19 protein-coding genes are annotated in these 22,740 nt (G+C 45.6%); 6 read left to right on the plus strand and 13 right to left on the minus strand.

Going from position 1 to position 22,740, the window contains the following annotated elements:
* The first annotated feature begins 135 nt into the window (after window positions 1-135).
* The gene (locus L5L98_RS20265) at window positions 136-2,529 is read left to right on the plus strand and encodes a fatty acid cis/trans isomerase (RefSeq protein ID WP_263143134.1); all 2,394 of its coding nucleotides are present in this window, start codon (window positions 136-138) and stop codon (window positions 2,527-2,529) included.
* Window positions 2,530-2,580: 51 nt separating this feature from the next.
* On the opposite strand, the gene L5L98_RS20270 is transcribed toward L5L98_RS20265, so the two are convergent.
* The 10 genes from L5L98_RS20270 to sirA form a co-directional block, all read right to left on the minus strand.
* On the minus strand, window positions 2,581-4,695 hold the full coding sequence (locus L5L98_RS20270; RefSeq protein ID WP_263143137.1) for a M13 family metallopeptidase: 2,115 nt from the start codon (window positions 4,693-4,695) through the stop codon (window positions 2,581-2,583).
* A gap of 234 nt (window positions 4,696-4,929) precedes the next feature.
* Entirely contained in the window at window positions 4,930-6,213 is a 1,284-nt protein-coding gene (locus tag L5L98_RS20275) for a transcriptional regulator (RefSeq protein ID WP_263143138.1), read from the minus strand.
* A gap of 221 nt (window positions 6,214-6,434) precedes the next feature.
* A complete protein-coding gene (locus tag L5L98_RS20280; protein WP_263143139.1) occupies window positions 6,435-7,307 on the minus strand; it encodes an ABC transporter permease in 873 nt (290 codons plus the stop codon).
* Complete coding sequence (locus tag L5L98_RS20285) at window positions 7,304-8,344, minus strand: ABC transporter ATP-binding protein (RefSeq protein WP_263143140.1); 1,041 nt, start codon at window positions 8,342-8,344, stop codon at window positions 7,304-7,306. The genes L5L98_RS20280 and L5L98_RS20285 overlap by 4 nt, the downstream gene beginning before the upstream one ends.
* The gene (gene nosD / locus L5L98_RS20290) at window positions 8,341-9,630 is read right to left on the minus strand and encodes a nitrous oxide reductase family maturation protein NosD (RefSeq protein ID WP_263143141.1); all 1,290 of its coding nucleotides are present in this window, start codon (window positions 9,628-9,630) and stop codon (window positions 8,341-8,343) included. Before nosD ends, L5L98_RS20285 begins: the two co-directional genes overlap by 4 nt.
* 10 nt (window positions 9,631-9,640) lie before the next feature.
* Complete coding sequence (locus L5L98_RS20295) at window positions 9,641-10,132, minus strand: nitrous oxide reductase accessory protein NosL (RefSeq protein ID WP_263143143.1); 492 nt, start codon at window positions 10,130-10,132, stop codon at window positions 9,641-9,643.
* Window positions 10,133-10,220: 88 nt separating this feature from the next.
* Complete coding sequence (locus L5L98_RS20300; RefSeq protein ID WP_263143146.1) at window positions 10,221-10,889, minus strand: tetratricopeptide repeat protein; 669 nt, start codon at window positions 10,887-10,889, stop codon at window positions 10,221-10,223.
* A gap of 46 nt (window positions 10,890-10,935) precedes the next feature.
* A complete protein-coding gene (locus L5L98_RS20305) occupies window positions 10,936-11,718 on the minus strand; it encodes an FKBP-type peptidyl-prolyl cis-trans isomerase (protein WP_105250349.1) in 783 nt (260 codons plus the stop codon).
* An 85-nt stretch (window positions 11,719-11,803) separates the two neighbouring features.
* Window positions 11,804-12,244, minus strand: a complete 441-nt coding sequence (locus tag L5L98_RS20310; RefSeq protein WP_028761786.1) for a rhodanese-like domain-containing protein — start codon at window positions 12,242-12,244, stop codon at window positions 11,804-11,806.
* A 62-nt stretch (window positions 12,245-12,306) separates the two neighbouring features.
* Window positions 12,307-14,370, minus strand: coding sequence for a dissimilatory sulfite reductase SirA (gene sirA, locus L5L98_RS20315; RefSeq protein WP_105250351.1), 2,064 nt, complete (start codon window positions 14,368-14,370; stop codon window positions 12,307-12,309).
* Window positions 14,371-14,919: 549 nt separating this feature from the next.
* On the opposite strand from sirA, the gene L5L98_RS20320 reads away from it, so the two are divergent.
* The 5 genes from L5L98_RS20320 (at window position 14,920) to L5L98_RS20340 (ending at window position 19,233) form a co-directional block, all read left to right on the plus strand.
* The gene (locus tag L5L98_RS20320; RefSeq protein WP_263143150.1) at window positions 14,920-17,019 is read left to right on the plus strand and encodes a heme lyase CcmF/NrfE family subunit; all 2,100 of its coding nucleotides are present in this window, start codon (window positions 14,920-14,922) and stop codon (window positions 17,017-17,019) included.
* Window positions 17,019-17,438 carry a cytochrome c-type biogenesis protein CcmH gene (locus L5L98_RS20325; protein ID WP_105250353.1) on the plus strand — a complete coding sequence of 140 codons (420 nt, stop codon included), beginning with the start codon at window positions 17,019-17,021 and terminating at the stop codon, window positions 17,436-17,438. The genes L5L98_RS20320 and L5L98_RS20325 overlap by 1 nt, the downstream gene beginning before the upstream one ends.
* A gap of 16 nt (window positions 17,439-17,454) precedes the next feature.
* A complete protein-coding gene (locus L5L98_RS20330) occupies window positions 17,455-18,039 on the plus strand; it encodes a TlpA family protein disulfide reductase (RefSeq protein WP_212599594.1) in 585 nt (194 codons plus the stop codon).
* A gap of 203 nt (window positions 18,040-18,242) precedes the next feature.
* Window positions 18,243-18,821, plus strand: a complete 579-nt coding sequence (locus L5L98_RS20335) for a nucleoside triphosphate pyrophosphohydrolase family protein (RefSeq protein WP_105250355.1) — start codon at window positions 18,243-18,245, stop codon at window positions 18,819-18,821.
* A gap of 124 nt (window positions 18,822-18,945) precedes the next feature.
* Window positions 18,946-19,233, plus strand: coding sequence for a helix-hairpin-helix domain-containing protein (locus L5L98_RS20340; protein WP_168827746.1), 288 nt, complete (start codon window positions 18,946-18,948; stop codon window positions 19,231-19,233).
* Window positions 19,234-19,244: 11 nt separating this feature from the next.
* Here the strand turns inward: L5L98_RS20340 and L5L98_RS20345 are convergent, their stop codons facing one another.
* From L5L98_RS20345 to L5L98_RS20355, 3 genes are all read right to left on the minus strand, one after another.
* Entirely contained in the window at window positions 19,245-20,324 is a 1,080-nt protein-coding gene (locus L5L98_RS20345) for an AI-2E family transporter (protein ID WP_131524227.1), read from the minus strand.
* Window positions 20,325-20,549: 225 nt separating this feature from the next.
* Window positions 20,550-21,467, minus strand: a complete 918-nt coding sequence (locus L5L98_RS20350; protein WP_263143154.1) for a TlpA family protein disulfide reductase — start codon at window positions 21,465-21,467, stop codon at window positions 20,550-20,552.
* 221 nt (window positions 21,468-21,688) lie between these two features.
* On the minus strand, window positions 21,689-22,738 hold the full coding sequence (locus L5L98_RS20355; RefSeq protein WP_263143156.1) for an NAD(P)H-dependent flavin oxidoreductase: 1,050 nt from the start codon (window positions 22,736-22,738) through the stop codon (window positions 21,689-21,691).
* Window positions 22,739-22,740: the final 2 nt, after the last annotated feature.

Genomic DNA, 22,740 nt, shown 5'->3' on the forward strand with positions numbered 1-22,740 from the left:
ACTTAAGTCAGCTCCTTGAACAACATCTGGCTGCAAATTTCAAATCCAACACACTCTTCTGCTAAAGTGATACTTATCAGTGGGCTAAAAAGCCTAACTCTGCTAAATAGCATGTGGCAAATGAAGGAGCGGTGAATGGACGCGATAAAAGGGGGATGGAAGAGGTTGTTGTTGGTCGCAGTGCTGTTAGCGACGGGTTGTGCCAGCGTAGCGCAAATCGATTTCAATGCTCTGTTTGGCACTAGCTCACCGCAAAAACGTGTCGAAAATGCACAGCTTAACGACCAATTTATTCAACAAGCCGAGTTTGTGCACACACAAGTTGAGCCTATTCTCAATAGCCGCTGCGTGGTATGTCATGCCTGTTACGATGCCCCCTGTCAGTTAAAAATGACCTCGAGCGAAGGTATAGAACGCGGGGCGAGTAAGGAAAAGGTCTACCAAGGCACACGCTTAGTCGCTGCCACACCTAATCGCTTATTTGTCGATGCCTTTACCCCAGAAGCTTGGCGTCAACGCGGGTTTTACCCCATGCTAAACGAGCGCGATCAAACCCCAGAAGCTAATACCCAAGCCTCGGTATTAGCCAGAATGCTCACGCTTAAGCAAATGCATCCCCTGCCTGAAGACAAGATTTTAGATAAGCGTTTTGATTTCAGCCTAGACAGAGTTCAGCAATGCGCCAGCCTAGAGGAAATGGACAAATACGAGCAAAGCCAGCCCCTTGCAGGTATGCCTTATGGCTTGCCAGCACTGAATGCGAATGAACATCAAGTGTTGATGCACTGGCTCGAGCAAGGTGCGCCACTGCCGTTTGCACAAGCGCTTACACCTGAATTTATTGCAGAAATAACCCTCTGGGAGACGTTTTTAAACGGCGACAGTTTAAAAAGCCAATTAAGTGCACGCTACATCTACGAGCATTTGTTTGCCTTCCATTTATATTTTGAGTCTTTGAATCAACCAAACGCCCAGCCTTTATTCTTCGAGTTAGTGCGTTCTCGGACGCCGCCGGGGCAAGCGCTGGATATTATCGCCTCCCGTCGTCCCTTCGACGATCCTAAGGTGGAGCGAGTCTATTACCGCTTTCGGCCTTATCGGGCAACCATAGTCGATAAAACCCACATCCCCTACGTTTTAAATACCGGCTTGCTCAATAACTGGCAACAATGGTTTATCGATGCGGATTACTCAGTCACTCAACTGCCGAGCTACAAGCCGAGCGTTGCGGCCAATCCCTTTGAAGCCTTTATTCAAATTCCTGCCAGTGCGCGCTATCGATTTATGCTGACCCGCGCCCAAGATACCATTATGGGCTTTATCAAAGGCCCAGTGTGCCGTGGTCAGGTGGCGCTCAATGTCATTAACGATAGATTCTGGGTGTACTTTGTGACCCCAGATTATATGGACGACACTGACTTTAGCGCCTTTTACCATTCCCAACTTGAAAACCTACGTATGCCAGCGGAGGAAGAAAGCACTGCACTTGCAGTAACTTGGGTGAAATATGCCGCCAAGCAAGGCAAATATATGCGGGCGCGTAATCAGTTCTTAAACGAGAAGTTTAAAAACGGCCAACACCTCACTATCGACGGACTCTGGGATGGCGACGACACCAATGATAATGCCAGCCTGACAGTGCTGCGCCACTTCGACAATGCCACTGTGGTCAAAGGTTTAGTCGGCGAGCCCCCCAAAACGGCTTGGATTATCGATTATGCCTTACTGGAGCGTATCCACTATTTATTGGTCGCGGGTTTCGATGTTTATGGTAACTACGGCCACCAGCTATTAACTCGCTTATACATGGATTTTTTACGTATGGAGGGGGAATCGAACTTCCTGACCCTGTTGCCACAGGAGGAAAGGCGCAAACAGTTGAGTGATTGGTATCAAGGGGCTGATACTCAGCTCACGGCCTTTATCGCAGGGGATATCAACACCTTTCATCAGCCCACGGGCGTACTCTACTTTAGCGACGATCTAAAGGGCGAGCTGTATCAAAAACTCGGACAGAAGGTTGCTAAGGTTCAGCCCAATCGATATCACATAGAAAACAGTAGCTTGCAAATACATAGCAAAGCACTTTTACACACATTAGATCGATTAAAAGGCACACAAGCGACCCTGTTACCTGAACTAACCATGATCATGGTGGAACCTGAAAAAGCGGGTAAAACTGAGATATTTACCTTAGTTCGCAATAGCGCTCATCGGAATATTTCGAGCCTGTTTAATGAGGCGAGTAACCGCGAACCCGCTAAAGATGACGTCACTTTAGTGCATGGCTTATTGGGCAGTTATCCTGAGGCATTTTGGCGAGTGAAAGAACAGGACTTGCCTAACGTCGTAGCGACAATAGAGAAAATGCAAACTGAAAAAGACTATGAAGCACTGTTAGATATGGTGGGTGTACGCCGTACTGATCCGAAGTTTTGGGCCTTTAGTGACGAACTCAATCAGATCTTTTTCGACAATCACCCGATAGAAAGTGGGTGGCTGGATTACAACCGACTACAAAATCGTTAATAAAAAGGGGAACGCTAGTGTCCCCCTTCCTTTCAAATCAACGCAGTAAACTTACCAGATCTTAACGCGATCTTCTGGAGCCAAATACAGCTTGTCGCCAGGCTTAACATCGAATGCAGTATACCAAGCATCTAAGTTACGCACGGTCAGCGCACGATACATGCCGGGGGCATGTCCATCGGTTGCCACCCGAGCACGCAGGGCTTCGTCACGCATCTTAGTGGCCCAGGTTTGCGCAAAGCCGATAAAGAAGCGTTGATCACCCGTAAAGCCTCCAATCACTGGGGCATCTTTGCCTTTAAGCGAGGCGTGGTAAGCATCATAAGCGGCGGCTAAACCTGCTACGTCGGCAATGTTTTCACCTAAGGTCAACTTGCCATTCACGTGTAAATCAGGGAAAGGCGCATAGGCATCAAACTGCTGCGCTAACGCATCGCCTTGCTTATCAAATTGAGCAAAGTCAGCGGGCGTCCACCAGTTACGCATAGCGCCAGTCGAGTCGAATGCCGCGCCATTGTTATCAAAACTATGGCTGATTTCATGACCAATCACAGCGCCAATCGCGCCATAGTTGTAAGCGGCATCGGCCTTAGCATCGAAGAATGGCGGTTGCAAAATACCCGCGGGGAAGTTAAGCGCATTCTGCACGGGCAAATTCACCGCATTCACCACTTGCGGCGTCATCCACCACTCGCCTTTATCCATTGGTTTGCCAATCTTGGCTAACTGGTGGCTGTACTCTACTTTTTCGCCATTGATGGCATTGGCGTAGGCATTGGTCGCAGTCACTGCATAGCTGTCGTAATTGCGCCATTTATCGGGATAACCCACGCCCACCGCCATAGTGGCCACTTTTGCTAGGGCTTCTTTCTTGGTTGAAGGGTCCATCCAATCGAGTTTTTCCACTCGCTGACCGAAGGCGGTCACTATGTTATCCACCATAGTGCTGACTTCTGCTTTGGCCGAAGCGGGGAAATATTGCTCGGCATAGGCATGGCCTACGGCATCACCTAAATATTGGTCGAGTGCTGCTAAGGCACGTTTATCGCGGCTGCGCTGCTCTGGCGTGCCAGAAAGCTTAGTGCCATTAAAGGCAAACGAAGCGTTGTCGATAGCCGATGGCAACACATCAGCATGGCTGTTGATATGGTGGAACACGAGCCAATCTTTCCATGCATCTAAAGGCTCAGAGGCCACAAGCGCAGAAAGTCCCGTAATCGCCGTTGCATGGTAGGCCGCAAATTTAGGCTGATTGCCCAGTTGCGCCGCCGCTAGAAAGGCAGTCCAATCGATGCCCGGTGCTTTAGCATCAAAGTCAGCACGGCTCCATACCCCCGAAGACTGAGTAAAATCCTCGCTTGCTTCACGGCTGGTGTGGGCTGCGGCAATCTTGTTTTCAAGGGCGAAAATACGATCGGCACGGACAGCGGCATCGCTCACACCCGCATCTTTAAGCAAGGTTTCAATGCAAGCGCGGTAAGCGGTGCGAATGTCGACCATTTTAGGATCGGCAGACAGGTAATATTCGCGCTCAGGTAAGCCTAAACCGCCCTGTAAAAAGTAAGGTAAGACTTCGCCCGGCGTTGCTAAACCTTGGGTGACGAAGATCCCAAATAGGTTTTCGGTATAAAAATCGGTCGCGTTGAGAGGATCGACATCGGCGCGCAGATTTCCGCCTAACGCCGCAGATAAATCCTGCTTGCTCGCAATGGCCTCATAACGGGCAATATCCGCCTCGGCAGGCTTCATTCCTGCGGCATCAATAGCGGCGGTATCTGTGTAAGCCTTGTAGAAATCGGCGATACGCGCTTCGTCGCTCCCCGCCGCATGTTGCGCTTTCACCAGCTCGGCAATCAAACTGGTTTTATGCTTTTCGGTTGCTTCAAAGGCTACGAGGAAAGCGCCAGTGCTGGAGCGATCGGCAGGGATCATCGTCGTTTTCATCCATTCGCCATTGGCGTAGGTATAAAAATCATCCCCTGGTTTTACCGTTGGCGTCATAGCCGCGACATTAATACCAATCGGCATTTGAGCCGCAACGTCTTGACTTTTTGGCGCGTTTTCACTGGTTTTTACGGTGTTTTCTGTGGTGTTATCACTGCAAGCAGTGAGCCCAGCCAGTACTGAAGTTGACAGTAATAGCACGGGAATAAGACGGTCCGACATGAATGACTCCTCTCTTTTTTATTATTGTATTTATAGTGTGATTGCTAAGTTTGGCAGTGTAACTGGCACTGAATGAAGAAGTAAAACAAAGCCAATTTTTATGATAGAAAGTTAATGCAAACAATTTGAGCCAGACGCTTAAACTCGCAGCTTAGCATCATCACGACCGCGCTCAACTGCAGGCACAAAAAAGCCGACACTATGTCGGCTTAATCAAGTTTGCTAACGACTACTCTATAATTTGATCTGAGTGTACTGAGTCCACGCAAGTACTTGTCCCATCTGAGGAATGATCCATACTGCCGTGTGCTCATTTTGATAAACACGATAATAAAATAAATCTTCATCACGGATATCATGCTTACGAATTTCACGGTAGAACTGCATAGCAGAATGGCTGACTTCATCCGGTTTTGTCAGTTCTTTTTGTAACACTTTAACGTGAAAAACATCGACTTTAAGGTCATCAATTGTGGTCTGGTACTGCTCAAACTCACCGCGGATAGTGTATTTAATCGGCGTCGTTAAACAATCTTGATCTGTAATACAGGAGGTTGAATAAAACTTACCCTTATTTTGCCCTTCATAGACCAGAGACATACTGAGATCGTTACGAACTAAGAGTTCGCCCGCGACGGGAAAATAAATATCCGCATGGTAATTATGCTCAAGTAACTCGCCCATTCCTTTATCATCCGCAGGGAGGACGATACGGTTATAGCGAATGCGCTGCTCCATTATTTGGCTCAGCGGAATAAACTCCGCCATATTTAATCCTGCGGGTTTTGCATCTATCGCCGTGATATTGATGATGCCGTGATCACTGCAGGCATCGGCGTCCAGCTCAGGGCAAATCGCCATCGAATAATTTTTGCCATCCGTTGAGGTAAATGCACTGAAGTAATTAAGGTTATTGATGTGATTTCCCTCTGGCGCTAAATGTTTTTGCCACCATGAAGGATGTAAACGATCCTCATCACCAATATAGAAGGTTCGCGCCGTCCCCAGCGTGCCACCAATATTGAGGCTGATATATTTATCGGCATGCCATTTAGCCACCTGTTTAACCACCGCATGATGGTCGCTCACATACCAAACGATTGCCAAGATAGCGCACAAGAGGGCAATACCAGCAACTTTAGTCCAAACCGACACCCCCACTAAGGCATCACGAATTGCATTCGCATCATTGATCGCCAGCATCTTTACATGGGATTGTTCAGAGATATGCAATTGATAACCGCGGCGTGCCACGGTTTTAAGCTGCACTTCGGTATAGGGTTCGAGCTTTTTACGTAAGGTACTGATACATTGCGTTAAAGAGGTAGGAGCAACCACCCTTTCAGGCCAGCCGACCTGCAGCAATTCTTCCTTAGTAAAAATGGCATTCGTGGATGATAACAGCAGCACTAATAAGGCCGTTTCGGAAAAAGTCAGGCTGATGGTTGTCCCATTCACATGATCGACTAATTCCTTAGCCTGTTCATCTAACATTAAATAAGATGTGATTTTATGCATGTTAAACGCCTGAAAGATCAGCCAATACTGATAAAGTTTGATTACACTAACAACATGCAATCATCATGTGACATTGTTTCTTTCCAAGAAAACGATGATATGCAATCACCAAGTCAAGATGGTTAATTTTACCTTTTAACAACATATAAGAGTGTGACTCTATACTCAGTTTAGTCATTGTTTAATAAGTACAAAGTTAGACTAATACAGAGGTCGCTAAACTAGATTTCTTGGTATTTAAAGATCCAAGAACAACACAAAAGTAATGCACCAATCCAGACACCCAGCAAACCATACATTAAGGGTAAGCCCAGCCCAGTTTGAGCAAGCAGAGTGAGACTACTTTTAGCCGCGAGTGTATCCGAGGGAGTCGCGAGTAAATTTAAAGCACGGAACAAATCAGTGGGGTTCAACAAAATCAGTAGATTGAATACAGTACGATTAAACATCTCACTCATTCCAACCACAGCACTGAGTAAAATAAGATCATAAACCAGCACAAGCACAAACCATAAAATGAGTAATATTCCCAGTGCCTTGGCTTTTTCTCGCACACACAAGCTAACCCAATAACCCAAGAGCACGAACACTAATGACAGTAAAATACTACTCATAATCAAATGGATAAACCCGATCGCTATGGATAACTGGGCCTGAGTATCGCCCAGAGATATCAGTATTAATCCTGTTAAACCAAAACCCAAAATGCAGGCAATGGTCATCACGCAGGCATGGCCTAAAAACTTACCGCACACCAGATGCCAACGTGCTAATGGATAAGTCAGTAATAACAACAGAGTGCCGGATTCTTTTTCACCAACAAAGCTGTCATAACTCAATAAAATCGCACCTAAAGGGAGCATAAATACCGATAAAGTGACTAACCCAGAAAGGATCTGGGCAGGCTCAAATACCACTAAGTTGCCAGATACTGCGCTGCCCATAAAACTCACACACAGAGATAGCAGCAACAAGATTCCCGCCATCATCCATAACCAACGATTACGTAAATTATCCTTAAACTCTTTGGCGGCTATGGTGCTCACTATGCTCAGAGCACTTAAATGATGGTGCAAAACCTCGGAACGGTTCATAGGACTGATTCCAAATTAATCGCCTGATTTATATCTGTTATGTTAATAGTCTTTGTGGACATTTTTGGCGACTGAAGGGGGCAAAGACTTTCCATGTAATGATGAAACACACTCTGCAAACTAGGAGGTTCAATAGAAAAATCCCCCGCGGGCACTTTTTGTAATAAGTGATTTAACACGGCTGACTTTTGCTCCTGTGGCACGGCGAGCGTGAGTCCCTGCCCCGCATTTGCCTTAACACATGCCGCTAAAATGGGATCCGCTAGCAATGCTTGCCTTTGAGTATTAGATAGAAAATGCAACAAGATATGATTTGGCAACTGAGTCGCCGCCCTCAGGGAGGTTAAGCTTCCCGAAGCCAACATTCGCCCTCGACCTAAGATCAAAGCGCGATCCATCTGATCTTGCACTAATCCCAACTCATGGGTACTGATAATAATGGCGCAGCCCTGCGCCCTGAGCTGAGCGATTTTTTGATACAGGAAAGCCGATGCCAAGGGATCTAAGCCAACTGTCGGTTCATCGAGTAACAGTACCTTAGGCTCAGCCAATATCGCCTGCGCGAGCCCAAGACGTTGCCGCATCCCCTTAGAAAAAGTACTCAAACGCTTATCTTTAGCGGCCTCTAAACCAAATTCAGCAAGTAATTCATGCACTTTAGGCAAGGCAACGTCCTTAAGCTTAGCGAAATATCGCAGCAGCTCATTGGCGGTCATATTGTCATAAAAACTCACATTTTCAGGTAAATAGCCTAAAGACAAACTCTGCCGCACTTGTTGGGAGCTCACACTATGACCTTGAACTTGGAGCAGGCCACTTGTGGGGGTAAGTAATCCCAAAATAAGCTTGAGTAACGTAGATTTACCCGCACCATTATGCCCAAGGAGTGCGATCACTTGACCCGCTAACACCTCAAAACTCACATCATCCAGTGCCTTAAACTTGCCATAGCATTTACTGATATTTGTCGCTTTAACAACCACATCTGCACTCGCTATAGGCTTATTTACTGAGCAGGTCAAAGTTTGATGATTCATCGCGAACCTCCATCAATCAGTACGTGCGCGCCCCTTTGCATTAGGGGAAAACTATCACTTATACCGCTCGTCACTTGTGGCTTAAATTGGCGTTCCACCCAGCGCAGTAACAACACAACGGGGCTTTCCATCAACAGTTTGGCTTCAGGATAAAGCCAAAACAGTTTATCTAAACTGTCATTCGGCCTATGGGCAATATCCCCTAATCCATCGCCATTCAGATCCCAACCTTGATATTCCGACCAGTAATTCCCCTGCCCCTGATAACTCCATTCAAGTTGAGTTTCTCCGACATATTTGACTTGGGTTTGATTGGCCATAATACGATTATGCCAAAGGCGATTTTCCTCTCCGCCCATGGCCATACTGATCCCGGTATCACTGTGGCTAAACTCGTTATCTTGAATACGGTTATGTTGAGCGGCGTAAATAAAAATACCTTTCCCTTCATTGCCAAGCTCCACAGTGCCATTAGGGTTATGGATTTGACTCGCAACATTGGCTTGCACATGGGATGCCTCAGTAATGTTGAGTAAAATGCCAAAGTCCCGCGCCTGAGTCACACGGTTGTGGTGCAGGTAAATATGGGTTGAATTCATTAGGGCATAACCGCCATCGACGGCAATCGCTTGGTTTTGCCACGCTTCGTCGGCTTGGGTATACATGTAGTGAATGCCATATTGCAGCTTAGTGAATTGATTTTCATAAATGCGGCTGTGGGTAACGGACTCTAAATACACACCATCACGGACAAAAATGAGCTGATTTCGGTCAATTTGTGGCGAATTAACATGCTTAAGATAAATGCCATCACCCCGATCAAGCACATGAATGGCGCCGTTACCACTAATACTATTGTTCGTGATGGTGGGCGAGTTTAGCTGTTCACCATAAACACCAAAACCATCACCCACCAAGCGGTTTCCCTTAATCAGCACATGATCCGCCCCTTTTTTGAGTAAAATGGCGGCATCACGGTAATACAAATCCCGTCCCCAGTGGCGGATATTGAGCCCCTCAATACTCACCTGAGGCGCCTCAATGACCAACGCACTGCCTTGGCGCAGAGCATCTAATGTCGCGCCTATTTCCCCCTTTAGCGAAATGGATTGCGTCACCTTAAAGGAGCCTTCATACACCCCAGTGGCTAGCACTAAGGTGTCACCTGCTTGGGCTTTGTTAAGGGCAAGAGTGAGTGAATCTGTATCTGTTACCCGAATGAGTGCTGCCCAAGTACCGAAAGAGGCAAAGCACAGCAGCCAGATAAGGACGAGACGCAGCTTCATCACCACAACCTTATTTATCACCCGCGAGCAGTTCTAGGGTGATGTCATCAAATCTCAGCACTCGGCCACCGAATTCCTTAGCAAAGGCTTCGGCGGCAGCTTTGGTACTAAAAGGGGCAACGGCAGGTCCCATCACAGCTTTCTTGGTCGTACCGTAAACATAGAAGGCACTTTGAGCATCAATAAAGGCGCCATCGTCTGGCTGATCCCAATCGGTCGTGCCCGCGTCATGCACCATCATGTAATCAATTTGTCTTTTATTTTCAGGCTGTAATGCAAAGTTAAACATATCGCGAGCCGAACAAAACTTAGGTACCGTTTTCTCAGCCTTGAGGTGCACTTGCCCTTTAGGTCCGGGATATTTAGTGATCACCATGCCGCATAAATGGCAACGGTCATGCTCGTGGATCATCTCGGCTTTATGAACATGGTCTGTGGCCTCGCTTTTATTACAGCCAAATAGCAAGGGCACTAACAGCAACAATGCATAGTATTTCTTCATCCTATTTATCCTTTTATTAAAAATATCAACGCCTCGCCAGATTCCTTGCAGGGACAGATCTTTACGGCGAGGGTTGATAGAACGGGTTTCATCTTTCATTCATTTTGCTTTGTGCTTTTGCAATCGCATTATCGATTGCTTCACGGTTGATACTGTCCCCATTGTGTTTGAGCAGGAGCTGCCAATGGTCAATGGCCTCTTGGTTACGAGCATGCAAGTAAGCATCTGCCGCGAGTAACATATGGGTTTGAGGCTCAAAGGGAGAGAGTGCTAATGCTTTGGCAATCACCTCTTGGGTTTCAGGTGTCATTTGCCGAAGCTCGCGGTAATAAAGCGCGTTAGCTTTTGCCCCTAACACTTCGGCATCTTCTCCCCCTATTTCGAGTAATTTATCTAAGGTCAGCACCGCATCTGAGTACAAACCTCCCGCATTGTAAGCCTGAGCTAATGACATAAGTGCCAAGGTGTTTTGCGGCTCACTCTGAACCCAACGACTGGCTTTGGTGATCTCAGCCGCCACTAAATAATCAATATTTTCATCAATCCGACCTTGATCCCAATCCCTAAAACGGCCTGTTTGACTGTAGATAGCAAGGGTAAGCAGCACTAGGACGATTCCCATCGCAAAGGGCACTTTGCTCGACATGTTTGGCAACTGTGCGATTCCCATTACTAGGTTTAGACGCATGTGCTGCCAGTAAATATAAGCAACAAACAACAGTAAACTGATGCCAATGCCTAGTCCTAAGCTCACCATTCCAGTCTCCATTTCACTCTTCAAACAACTCGTTTTAGGAGCCAGATTAACCGTGTGCAGGCATCATCTTTTTATTTTTCATCTCTTTCATTTCGCTGGGTTTCTCAATATTTTTCAGTTCAATTTCAAAGATAAGTGCTGACTCAGGAGGAATAATACCTACGGCTTCAGTGCCATAGGCAAGGCTTGCTGGTACCACAAAACGATATTTAGACCCCACAGGCATCAACTTTAATCCCTCTTCCCAAGCGGGGATCACCGACATTAATGCAAAGCGAGTGGGCTCTTTACGTCCAACCGTATTTTCAAACTCAGTCCCATCGATAAGAGTGCCAACATATTCCACTGTGACCACATCTTCTGGATTGGGTTTATGACCTTTACCTTGGGTTAAGACTTCGTATTGAAGACCAGAGGCGGTAACTTTAACGCCAGACTTTTTTTGATTTTCAGCAAGATATGCCGCACTTGCCTTTTTAGTTTCTGCCATTTGTTTTTCAGCAACGACAGTTCTTGCGGCATTGAGTTGTTCTGCTCTTTGGTTCAGGTAGGTCAGCACTTCTTCGTCGGTTAATTGCTGTTTATCTTTAAGCGCATCCACAAAACCTTGCACGACTAAGTCGACATTCACCTCTGAACCCAATTCAACTTGGTTGTAAACTTGACCAGAAATGTAATTCCCAATAGAAGCGCCAATGCTGTAGGAGGTTTTATCTGCATCGGTTTTCAGACTTGTGCCGGCAAAACTGGCTACCGAAACAAATAATGCGGCGCAGGTCGCCACTGTGATGCTTTTGGGGATAAAAGAAGTTGGCATACGTGTTTTCATTTTATGTTCTCTACAATGTTAACCCTGTGGGTTTCGCCTTTTGGCCCTGCAAACCAAACCGATAAAACATCGGTCCTGTGTGTTACTAAGGTTTTTCTGTTACTCGACCTGACATACGCCAGCCATAAATACCATCGGCCATATGACGCACACCTGTGTAACCTAGCTTCATGGTTTCTCTCGCCGCCATATTGCTGCTGGTACAAAGGCGGTTAGCGCAGTAAAACACCATGACTGCATCTTTATTCTTTGGAAGTAACTCTCTCCAATTCTGAACATTGAAAAAAACTGCTCCGGGGATAAAACCTTCTGCCCATATCTCCAGTGTATTTACGTCGAAAAAATAAACGCCTTGCTTGCCGACTAAGGTTTCCGCTTCCATCATCGAAATGGGATTTAATTGGATTTCGTTATAGGGCACTTCAGACATTTCTGATCCACCACCGGCGATGACTGGCATCGCAGTCACGCCTAAGGCCAACACCATCAATATTCGGCTTACACTTTGACGAAGCATGTTATGCATAATTAGGCTCTCATATTCCCCGACACCCAAAGGTGTCGGGGATAACTAGGACTCAAGTTAAACTATATTTTCTTCGCACTCAGCGCATTACCATCAATGATTGCTTGGGCTTGGGTCACATAGGTCAAGGCGGCATCTAAGCGTTTTTGTGAGTAACGCGCACCATGAACACCCCATGAACCATCGGCTTTAATCAGCTTGAGGACATCTTGAGCTTTATCGGTCAACAACAGCACTTGCGTCTTATCTTCTACCGATAACTTCGCCATATTGGGCGACTTATCGATGCTAATAAGGGCTTTTTCTACTTTGGCATAGGTTTCTTTCACTGGTTTTTGCCACTTCTGAACTTTGCCGTAGATTTGCTGTTGATCTTTAAAGTGCAGACCCTCACCCAACTTAGATTGGAATTGGCTATGGCAACCTTTATTATCCACTACATCGTGATCAGAAGCGGAAGTACGAGCACAGGTCCACATGAGATCGAGGTAGTTATGGCCATTTTCGTCCTTCGCCACAGTCCAGCCCTTAGTGGATGAGTCGCGAGACTTACCTTCAGGTGGGTTAAGTGTCTTACGCAATGGATCAACATCGATTTTCCACATGTGCGACTTACGAACGTTGTCGAAACCGGCCATATCAGGGAACTGGATCGCGGTGAAGTTTTCACAACTACCCATGTTTGGCATATGACAGCTTTGACAAGTTTGTTTACTGTGGGTTTTGGTATTACTCGCAATTTCAGCCTGTGCCGTATGGCAATCGGTACATTCTTTGATGAGTTTTGGTTTAGTAATACCGGATTTCCAATCACCATCAGTCACTTCGTGTGGATCATGACAGGTAGAACAACGCATACCCTTATCGTAGTGAGACGAGGCAAACATTTGCGAACCTTCTGTACCACAAGATGGGCACGAAGATTTCATCTTCACGTTAAAGGCATATTCCAGTTTTTCTTTACCCTGTGGGGTTTGCGCAAGTTCTTCTACGAAGTTAAAACGCTGGTGACAACGCTCACAGTTAGAAGGCATACCACCACCGATACCGCCGTCTAAATGACCACCTGCGCCATGACACTCTTCACAGGTAATACCGAGTGACACTGTATGTTTTTGGAGCTCTTTAGGATTACCAAGGGCTGCAAAAAACTCATCTTTAGTTTTAAAATCAAACTTAAAGGTGTGGCACATTTCGCAATAGGAGCTCGCAGGTTGGAATAAGAATTCCTTCTCGTATTTAGCACCATAGGAGCTCATACCCCATTGGTGTGAACCACTCGCGCCAAAATCTTCCATTTTAGTTGGAAATTCAGGAATAACTTTCTGAATTTTCTTCGCCATTTCAGGGGTTAACCATTCAGCCCAACCACGGGAGAATTGGTTACCACCGGCGACCATAGTGCCAGTACCATCTTTGAGTAAACCGTCTTTCACATGGAAAGTACCGCGTACTAAGTAGCTATCGATAAAGCCGTATTTGGTTCTTGGTGTTCCCACCGTCGCATAAATTGCATCAGGGGTAATGCCGTCTGGCAGGATAGAAGTATCCTTAGTGCCATACATGGTTTTGTTTAAATCGTTATCGACTTCGGGATGACTCCCCGGAAAACGTAAGGTTTTTGAATGGCGTGAACGTTTCCACTTTTCATATTGTGGGCCGTGGCACTCACCACATTTTTCAGGACCAACAAACTTATTTGGGAAATCCAAAATCGACTTGGCACCGAGGCGATATTGCAATGCCATAGGGCGATTGCCCTCTTGATGTTGGCTATATTTTTGGCTATCACCACCGTGTAAGTATTCTTCACCACGGTCACTGACCTTATAGGTTCCTTTTAAACGACCTTGCTCGGCATATTTAAATACCGGATGATTTTCAAAAAGAAAATCAAACAACTCTTTTTCCTGAACAATATAATCCTGCAGTGTTCTTACACCACGGGATTCTAGTGTTAGATCGGGATTAGCCATAATTCCCTGAGCTTCCGCACTCTGTTGTTTATTACCATAGCCAGGCTTTACCTCGCCCGGTTTAGCATCGGATGCTATTCCGGCCACACTGACGATAGTACCTAAACAAAACAGCACGCTGAGTGCTATTTTGGATTTCCATCGTTTCATCATTCACTCCTAATTATCATTAGTTTTTTATTTTCTACTGAACCTAACTGCTCACTGAAAGACATAAACAATTGACCAGTTACAGCATGGTGGAGGCAAAAAACCATTAAAAATCAGAGCTAGAGCACACTAAATTCCCGCTGATAAATCAAGATGAATAAAATCAATTAAAACAATTTAAATACAATAACTTACAAAATTAATGTCATTTATTTTTTAGAAGTTAAAAAGCACATTTCAGTTATAAAAAAAACTAAAAATGCGTTTTACTTTTCAAAAAACATCAAGCGTAAAAAGGAATGATTTAATAACGGATAAGATCACATTATTAAATGCGAAACTCGACTAATCTTAAAATCAACAGTGATTAAATCTTGTGATTAAACTGACTTTTACTACGAAAAGATTATATGTAAATTTAAAATCACAAGAAAATAACTCAAGTTTCTGAGCGAACTTAATAAAAATCAGCATGTAAAAATCACACGGGTAAAATAGCCAACTGTAAACACTATATTACCGCGACCACATTATTCTAAGGCATAATAAATGACAACTATGCTTCCAGAAATTGGACATATATTACTGATCATCAGTAGCGTATTGGCATTATTTTCTGCAGCACTACCTTTAATCGGTATTAAGCAGAATAATGCCTATCTGGTAGGATTAAGCCCGATACTCTTTAGAGCTATATTTACCTCGGTATTTGTTTCACTTCTTTGCTTAATTTATGGCTTTGTCACTGATGATTTTTCTGTTGCTTATGTCGCAAACCACTCGAATAGCCAATTAGCATTGGGTTACAAAGTGGCCGCCGTTTGGGGCAGCCACGAAGGGTCAATGCTGTTTTGGATATTTGCGATTGCCCTTTGGGGCGCGATCATTAGTTATCGCATAAAGATGGCGGATTGCACTCAGGATAAGGCCAGCGATAAATACCAAGACGCCCTGTATTTTGCGAGGCTGTTGGCCATTTTGGCGTTAGTGATCCTAGGTTTTAACCTATTTTTACTCTTTACCTCTAATCCCTTTGCCCGTTTATTACCTAACATTCCGATTGAAGGGCGAGATCTTAACCCTATTTTGCAAGACATAGGACTCATACTGCATCCACCCATGCTCTTTCTTGGTTATGTTGGCCTCACTGTTTGCTTTGCCGCAGCGTTAGCATCACTGCTCGGTGGTGGCTTTAATACCCGTCAAATTAACTATTTACGACCTTGGGTATTATTAGCCTGGGTGTTTCTAACGGGCGGCAATGCCTTTGGGTCTTGGTGGGCCTATAACGAACTGGGTTGGGGTGGCTGGTGGTTTTGGGATCCGGTAGAAAACGCCTCCTTTATTCCTTGGCTTGTGGCAACAGCATTAGTGCATTCCCTCATTCTCACTCAACATACTCATGGCTTTAAACTCACGACTTTACTGCTGTGCTTATTGGCATTTTCACTCAGTTTACTCGGCAGCTTTTTGGTGCGCTCCGGCATAGTGCAATCGGTACATGCCTTTGCCGCCGATCCGACCCGTGGCATGTCAATCCTCTGCTTATTAGTGATTTTTGTTGGGGCTGCGTTACTCATTTTTGCACTCAAAGCCCACCATTTAAAACAGGATGTGACTTTCGCGCTTTTCAGTAAGGAAACGCTGTTACTGCTCGGGATCGTTATCTTAGTCGTAGCAGGGTTTTCCGTATTACTCGGTACATTTTACCCTTTGATCTATGAGCTACTCGATTTAGGTACACTTTCAGTGGGGGCCCCTTATTTCAACGCTATATTTGTCCCCCTCACTTTCTTGCTTGTCCTGTTAATGGGCATTGCGCCCTTAGTGCAATGGCAAATAGCGCAATGGCAAAATGCCTCAAAGACTCGTATCGCTTCCTTGCTCATTCCTAGCCTAGTGATATTAGCCGTCGCTGGCTGGGTAAGCTTACAGGCCGCCTCGGGCAATAGCTTATTTTTACTCCTTGGCACTGCCGCAGCACTTTGGTTGCTGGTGTGTTTATTGCTCACGATATTGGCAGCCTCGGGATTAGGTAGACGAATATATGCCCGTCAATTAACTCAAAACCGCAATGAGCACGGCTTAAATCCTCCCGTTAAATCATCAAAACAAGGGTTTATAGCCATGCTATTCGCCCACTTTGGGGTGGCTATCACTATTATTGGTGCAACATCCGTCTCCTTTTTTGAACAGGAAGCCCTACTGCGAATGGGGCCTGGTCAAGGTAAGCCTTTAGCGAGTTATGTCTTAGTGTATGAAAGCACTGAGAATGTTGAAACGAGCAGCTTTACCGCCATTCAGGCCAATATCAGTATCCGCGATGCAGCGAATGATGAACGGGTTTTAGGCTATATCACACCACAACGGCAAACCTTTAAAAGCAATGGGATGGAAATGTCCCACGCGGGTATCGATCATGGATTCTGGCGGGATATTTATGTGTCTATGGGGCTGCAATTAAGTGACAGCGAATACCTTATCCGCATCAGCTATAAACCCCTTGCGAGTTGGATCTGGCTTGGTGCGCTATTAATGATGCTAGGTGGAGCGATTGCCGCTTGGCCTACTCGCCATTTTAGCTACCAAGCTGATTTAACAACCTTAGGTAACCTATCCCATCACAAACCACAGGAGACACTTGCCTAATGAATCCAATATTGCGCTTTTTAGTCTTACTGCTCCCTATCACCTTATGTGGGATAGGGATCCCATGCTTATCCGTCGCGCAAGCTCAGCCCATATCAAGCCTTTCCTACCAGCAACAGGCAATAGATATCAGTAAAGTGCTGCGTTGCCCTATGGCGACGAATCAGAGCCTATTTGAATCACAGGCGCCAATCGCCCACGAGCTCAAAGCACAAATATTCTCGATGCTGGAACAGGGGCAAAGCCAAGATGAGATTATCGATTTTATGGTGCAACGCTATGGTCAAAAAATCCGTTATCAACCTGAATTTAAAGCCTCCACCTTCGCACTTTGGTTTGGGCCACTGCTGTTATTAGTGCTTGGTGTTGGGTTGTGTCTCGCATTGGTAACCCGTAGAAAAACACAAACGACTATTTGAAGTAAAGGATAACCAGATGAAATCACACTATTTTCCCTTTGTTCTACTGGCGTGTTTGGGTCTGTTTTCTAATAGCAGCTCAGCCCACTCACTAGACAATAAACTCTACAGTACGGGAGAGCCCCTCCCTAAGCCCCTAGTGATGACTGGTTTTATAGAAATGCAGCACGCACGCGGCGTACCAGAAGTTCCCTTTATTGATGAATCAGGACAAACCCAAACCCTAAAACAGCACCAAGGAAAATTGGTTTTAGTTAATCTTTGGGCAACCTGGTGCGCCCCCTGTTTAAGGGAAATTCCAGAACTCCAAAAACTTAAGCAGCAGTATCAAGGGAAGAATATCGCCATCATTCCAATCTCTATCGATGAAGAATCTAAAGATGTACGCCCTTTTCTTAACCAACATGGCTTTAGCGGCTACGCCACTTGGCTTGACCCAGAGCAAAACATAGAACAAATCATTCCCGCGAATGTCGTACCCGCCAGTTATATTTTTGATGCTAAAGGTAATCTTGTCGGTTTTGTGCGGGGATATCTCGATTGGGCTGATAAAGACGTTGGCCCTTATCTTGATCAACTGATTGCAAAATACGGCCAATAATACCAATCGTATTAAATATCTGTTCATTCAGCGGGAGCCACACAGGCTCACAATATATTTCTCCATTCGGTCATCCGCCAAAATTTACCGAAACCCGCTGCCGCCTATTTGGCTGCGGGTATTTTTATCTCTGCCCCATCTTTGTATTCTGCGACGCATTTCTTTAAAATTGCCGCCAAACTCTTTATTTCAAGGCAAATCAGATGAAACTCACCCGCTTAACTCAACCTATTTATGACCACTTATATCGTGATATCAGTGAGTTTCGTAGCACCTTCGACTTGCCCGTTAATGATGTTGATTCTTTAGATGACAAGGCCGACACCTTACATACTTCACTGATTATTGAGGAGTTAACTGAACTTGCAGAAGCCGATAGCCGTATCGAACAGGCCGATGCCATAGTCGATTCTGTATACGTGTTAATGGGGCGTTTGGTGCATTTAGGCGCACAGGCCATGACCGACAGACTCGAAATCAGTTACCTGATTGACTTGTTGCTTTGCGTGGCTCAAAACCGTGAAATCGACTTTATTAGCTGCTGGGATGAAGTCCACTCGAGCAATATGAGTAAAGTGTGCCGTAACGAGCAAGAACTTGCCGAGACCATAGCCTTCTATGCCAAGCAAGGTGTTGAAATTGTCGGTAGTCAGCAAGGTGATTTCATCATAGCGAAATGCGCTAAAGATGTGGAAATGGCAGGTAAAGTGGTTCGCCAAGGTAAGGTACTAAAATCGGTTTACTACCGCCCAGCGGATCTGACTACACTGGTTAAAGCCTAGATTTGATAGCTTTGTTTATGAGCCTGTTATTTGCAGGCTCTTATTTCGCCAAGGCAATTATCTCGCCTAAGCGATTATCCAGCAGTAATGACTTTTCAGCGTGTGTTTTAACGAGGCAATCCGTATGAATCCTGCAAAAGTCGTGCGTGCCGAGGTTAAGCAATTGACTGATTTACCCAATATTGGCAAAGCCTGTGCGGCGGATTTACGTTTGCTTGGCATAGATAAGCCTGAGCAGCTGTTAGATAGAAACCCCTACGAGCTGTATCAAACGCTGTGCGACAAAACGGGCCAGAGACACGACCCCTGTATGCTCGATGTGTTTATCTCCATCACCCGTTTTATGGCAGGTGAAGATCCTAAACCTTGGTGGTTTTACACCGATGAGCGCAAAAATACCTTAGAGAAATGAAGCTTTAGCGACTATTTATCCTCCTGTTTATCCATTATCGTTTCGGGTTCTTCCCTTAACCACTCACGCCAAATGGCCACCAGCAGGGCCATCAATACTGGACCAACAAACAAACCGACAAAACCCATGGTTTTTACGCCGCCGATCAGACCGAAAAAAGTCGGTAAGAAAGGCAATTTAATCGGCCCACCGACAAGATTAGGCCTTAAGGTTTTATCAACAATAAACAGCTCTATACTGCCCCAAAGGAACAAGCCGACACCCGCCGTCATATCGCCAGTGCCGACAAGATAGAGTGAAATCAAGGTAAACATGGTTGGCGCGCCGCCAGGAACCAAGGCCATAAAGGCAGTTAACACCCCAAAAGCCACGGCCGAAGGTACTCCCGCAATCCAATAGGCAATCCCCAGCACTATACCCTCACCAATTGCGATAAGCGTCATACCTATCACGGTAGAACTGACTGTTGCAGGCACCACACGGGAAAAACTATGCCAGCGAGCAGGCAGCACTCGCTCACCCACGATATCCAACTGCTTAGCCACTTGCGGACCATCTTTATAGAGGAAAAACAAAGTGATCAGCATAAAAAGTAAGGTCAATAACAACCCTAAAGTATTCCAACCCAATTGCAGCACCCAACGGGAAATGCCACTCAAATTCTGGCCACTAATGGCACTGATAATTTGGCCTAATTCATGGGGTTCACCAATAAACTGCTGCCATTGCAGGGTTAACCATTCACCCATCCAAGGTAAGTCTTTGATCCACAAGGGCACGGGCGAACCATGTTGGTTAGTAAACACCAACCAATCAACCCAAGTTCTAATCTCTTGTAACGCATAGGAAAATACAAACACCAGCGGAATAATCAGCCCGAGCACAATACAACACAGGGCAATAGTTGCCGCCAACGCCGAGCGACCACCGCATTTTGCCAATAGTTTTTGATAGAGAGGCCAACTTGAAAAACACACAATCAATGCAGCTAAGGCGGGCACTAAAAAATCGATAAAAAAGAATACGCCAGCACACAAGAGCAAAACCAACAAACTACGACCAATAGCGGCATTACTGAAAATCGGCGTCATAGTGCTAAAACCCCCCACAATAAAATTCAACGATAAAATGGAAAACACTCTGCATCACACCAAACAAGGTTACTGCTTAACCAACTCGTTCTACGAATCAGTTTATTGCGCAGTGCTTCCCATGGGCAATGACTTTAACACCGAATATTGAGCTGTGTATCTATTCAATCTTTGAAGACAAAAGGCCTTTGGATATCTATCAAAGGCCCAACATTTGGAATGAGCTTATTGAGCCGAAAGTTGCTCAACTACTTTCTCTGGCTGGCTAAAATCAGTAATACGCTGAATAACTTTACCATCCTTAACCCACAGTAAAGTAGGAATATTGCGGATTTTAAAATGATTAAATAACACACCTAATTCATCGATACTAAAATCGACTTGAGTTTGATAAAGCTGCTTAAAATCTTCGAGCGCTTTATTGTCTGTCCACAAATGATTGACCACACCGTGCCACGATTTATTAGGCACTTTTTGCGCGAGATTATTTAAACCTTTTTGAACAGCAATACACTCTTTAGACATTTCTGGGCGGCTATCAGCCAAATACCAATCACACCATGTTGCGGTAAAAAAAAGTAAATGCTCACCTTGTTCCCAAGGTTTCAGTAACTTAGCTGTTTGTTCGGCACTGGGTGCCTCCGTTGTCTGCGCAGTCAACTCTTGGCCATTCGCCAACATATCGATAAATTTATCTAAATTGGCATCAGACTCATGGCTAGTGTAAACCACATCACCAGCACGATTGATTAATACACTATAGGGTGTACCGACCAAACCTAAAGCCACACCCAGCTCGCCTTCATTATCCAACCACACGGGCATAGTGAGCCCGAAACGCGCGATAACGTCAGCAATCTTAGGTTGCTCTTCATTAATATTGATGTTCACCGCGACGATATTAATCTTGTCCTGATATTTCTTCTGCAGGGCTTCAAAATGCGGCATTTGTTCCATACAAGGTTGGCACCAGGTCGCCCAAAACTTTAGGTATATCGGCTTGTCACCCGCAACACTGGCTAAAGTCACTTGCTGCTGATCTGGATAGGTTTTAAGTGCGATATCTTGATAGGCTTTATTGCCAGCAAACGTAGCAAAACTCATAACAGCAAGGCACATAACAATGATTTTACGTAACAACATATTGTTTTCCTTAAATCTATAGAACACTCGCACCCACGACTATAGGGCCAGTGATTTGCAGCCATTTGTACAGAAAAAACATAATTTAAAAGAAGCGGCAGTCTAACCACCAACCAACCTTTAAACGACGAGTATAAACTAACAAGCCGCTAATTTAGCTATATTAAATGTAAGCCTTGATGAGCATAACAATGAGTATTAATAACCTATCCAACAATATCTTAGACCATCAAACCTAACGCCAATTGCCTCGTCAGCTCTGCGGCGGGAATAGCCTGACAACCTGTTGCATTTTGGCCGCACCAAAGTGGGCTAAAATCACCAAATCCTTGTTGTTCAGCGGCGCTTCGCAATACTGCGACGGCGCTTGAGGCGAGCGGAAAATCCGGTGCGGCATTATTGATGGGGCCAAGCTCTGCCATAAAACGATTCATAATTCCACGGGCGGGTCGACCAGTGAATAAGTTAGTCAGAGCCGTATGCTGCGCGGCCTCACTTTGCAGAGCGGCACGGTGAATATCACTGGTGGTGCATTCAGGACAGAGTAAGTATGCCGTCCCCACTTGCACCGCCGAAGCGCCCATCGCCATAGCGGCGCGCACTGTCTTTGCATCGACTATGCCACCCGCTGCAATAACAGGAATATCAACGGCGGCAATGATTTGCGGCAATAGACTAAAAGTGCCTAATTGCTCGGTTAAATCATCGGATAAAAAATGCCCCCTGTGACCTCCGGCCTCTAAACCCTGCGCAATAATGGCATCCGCACCACGCGCTTCAAGCCATAGGGCTTCTTCTACAGTTGTCGCTGTCGAAATGATTTTTGAACCCCAAGACTTTATCTCCAGCAACAAATCTTCATTCGGTAAGCCAAAATGAAAACTCACCACCTCAGGTTTAAATTTAGCTAACACTGCAGCCTGGGTGCTGGTATATGGCGCGCGTTGTGCCCCCACGGTTTGGCTATCAGGATTGACACCCAACTCAGAAAAATAAGGCGCGAGTTGATTAAGCCATGCGGCTTGTTTCGCTGCTTGCGGTTCAGGTTCGTGATGACAAAAGAAGTTTACATTGATGGGCTTAGTCGTCTGGGTGCGAATATGTGTCAAGGCGGTATCTAAGGCTTCGAGGGATAACATGGCGCAGGGCAAAGATCCCAACGCCCCCGCTTGCGACACGGCTATCGCTAAGGCACTGCCCTGAACACCCGCCATAGGCGCTTGAATAATCGGCAATTCGATTCCAAATAATCGGGTTAACTGGCACGGCATAC

This window comes from Shewanella sp. SM23, assembly GCF_025654295.1.
In the GTDB taxonomy this organism is placed as follows: domain Bacteria; phylum Pseudomonadota; class Gammaproteobacteria; order Enterobacterales; family Shewanellaceae; genus Shewanella; species Shewanella oncorhynchi.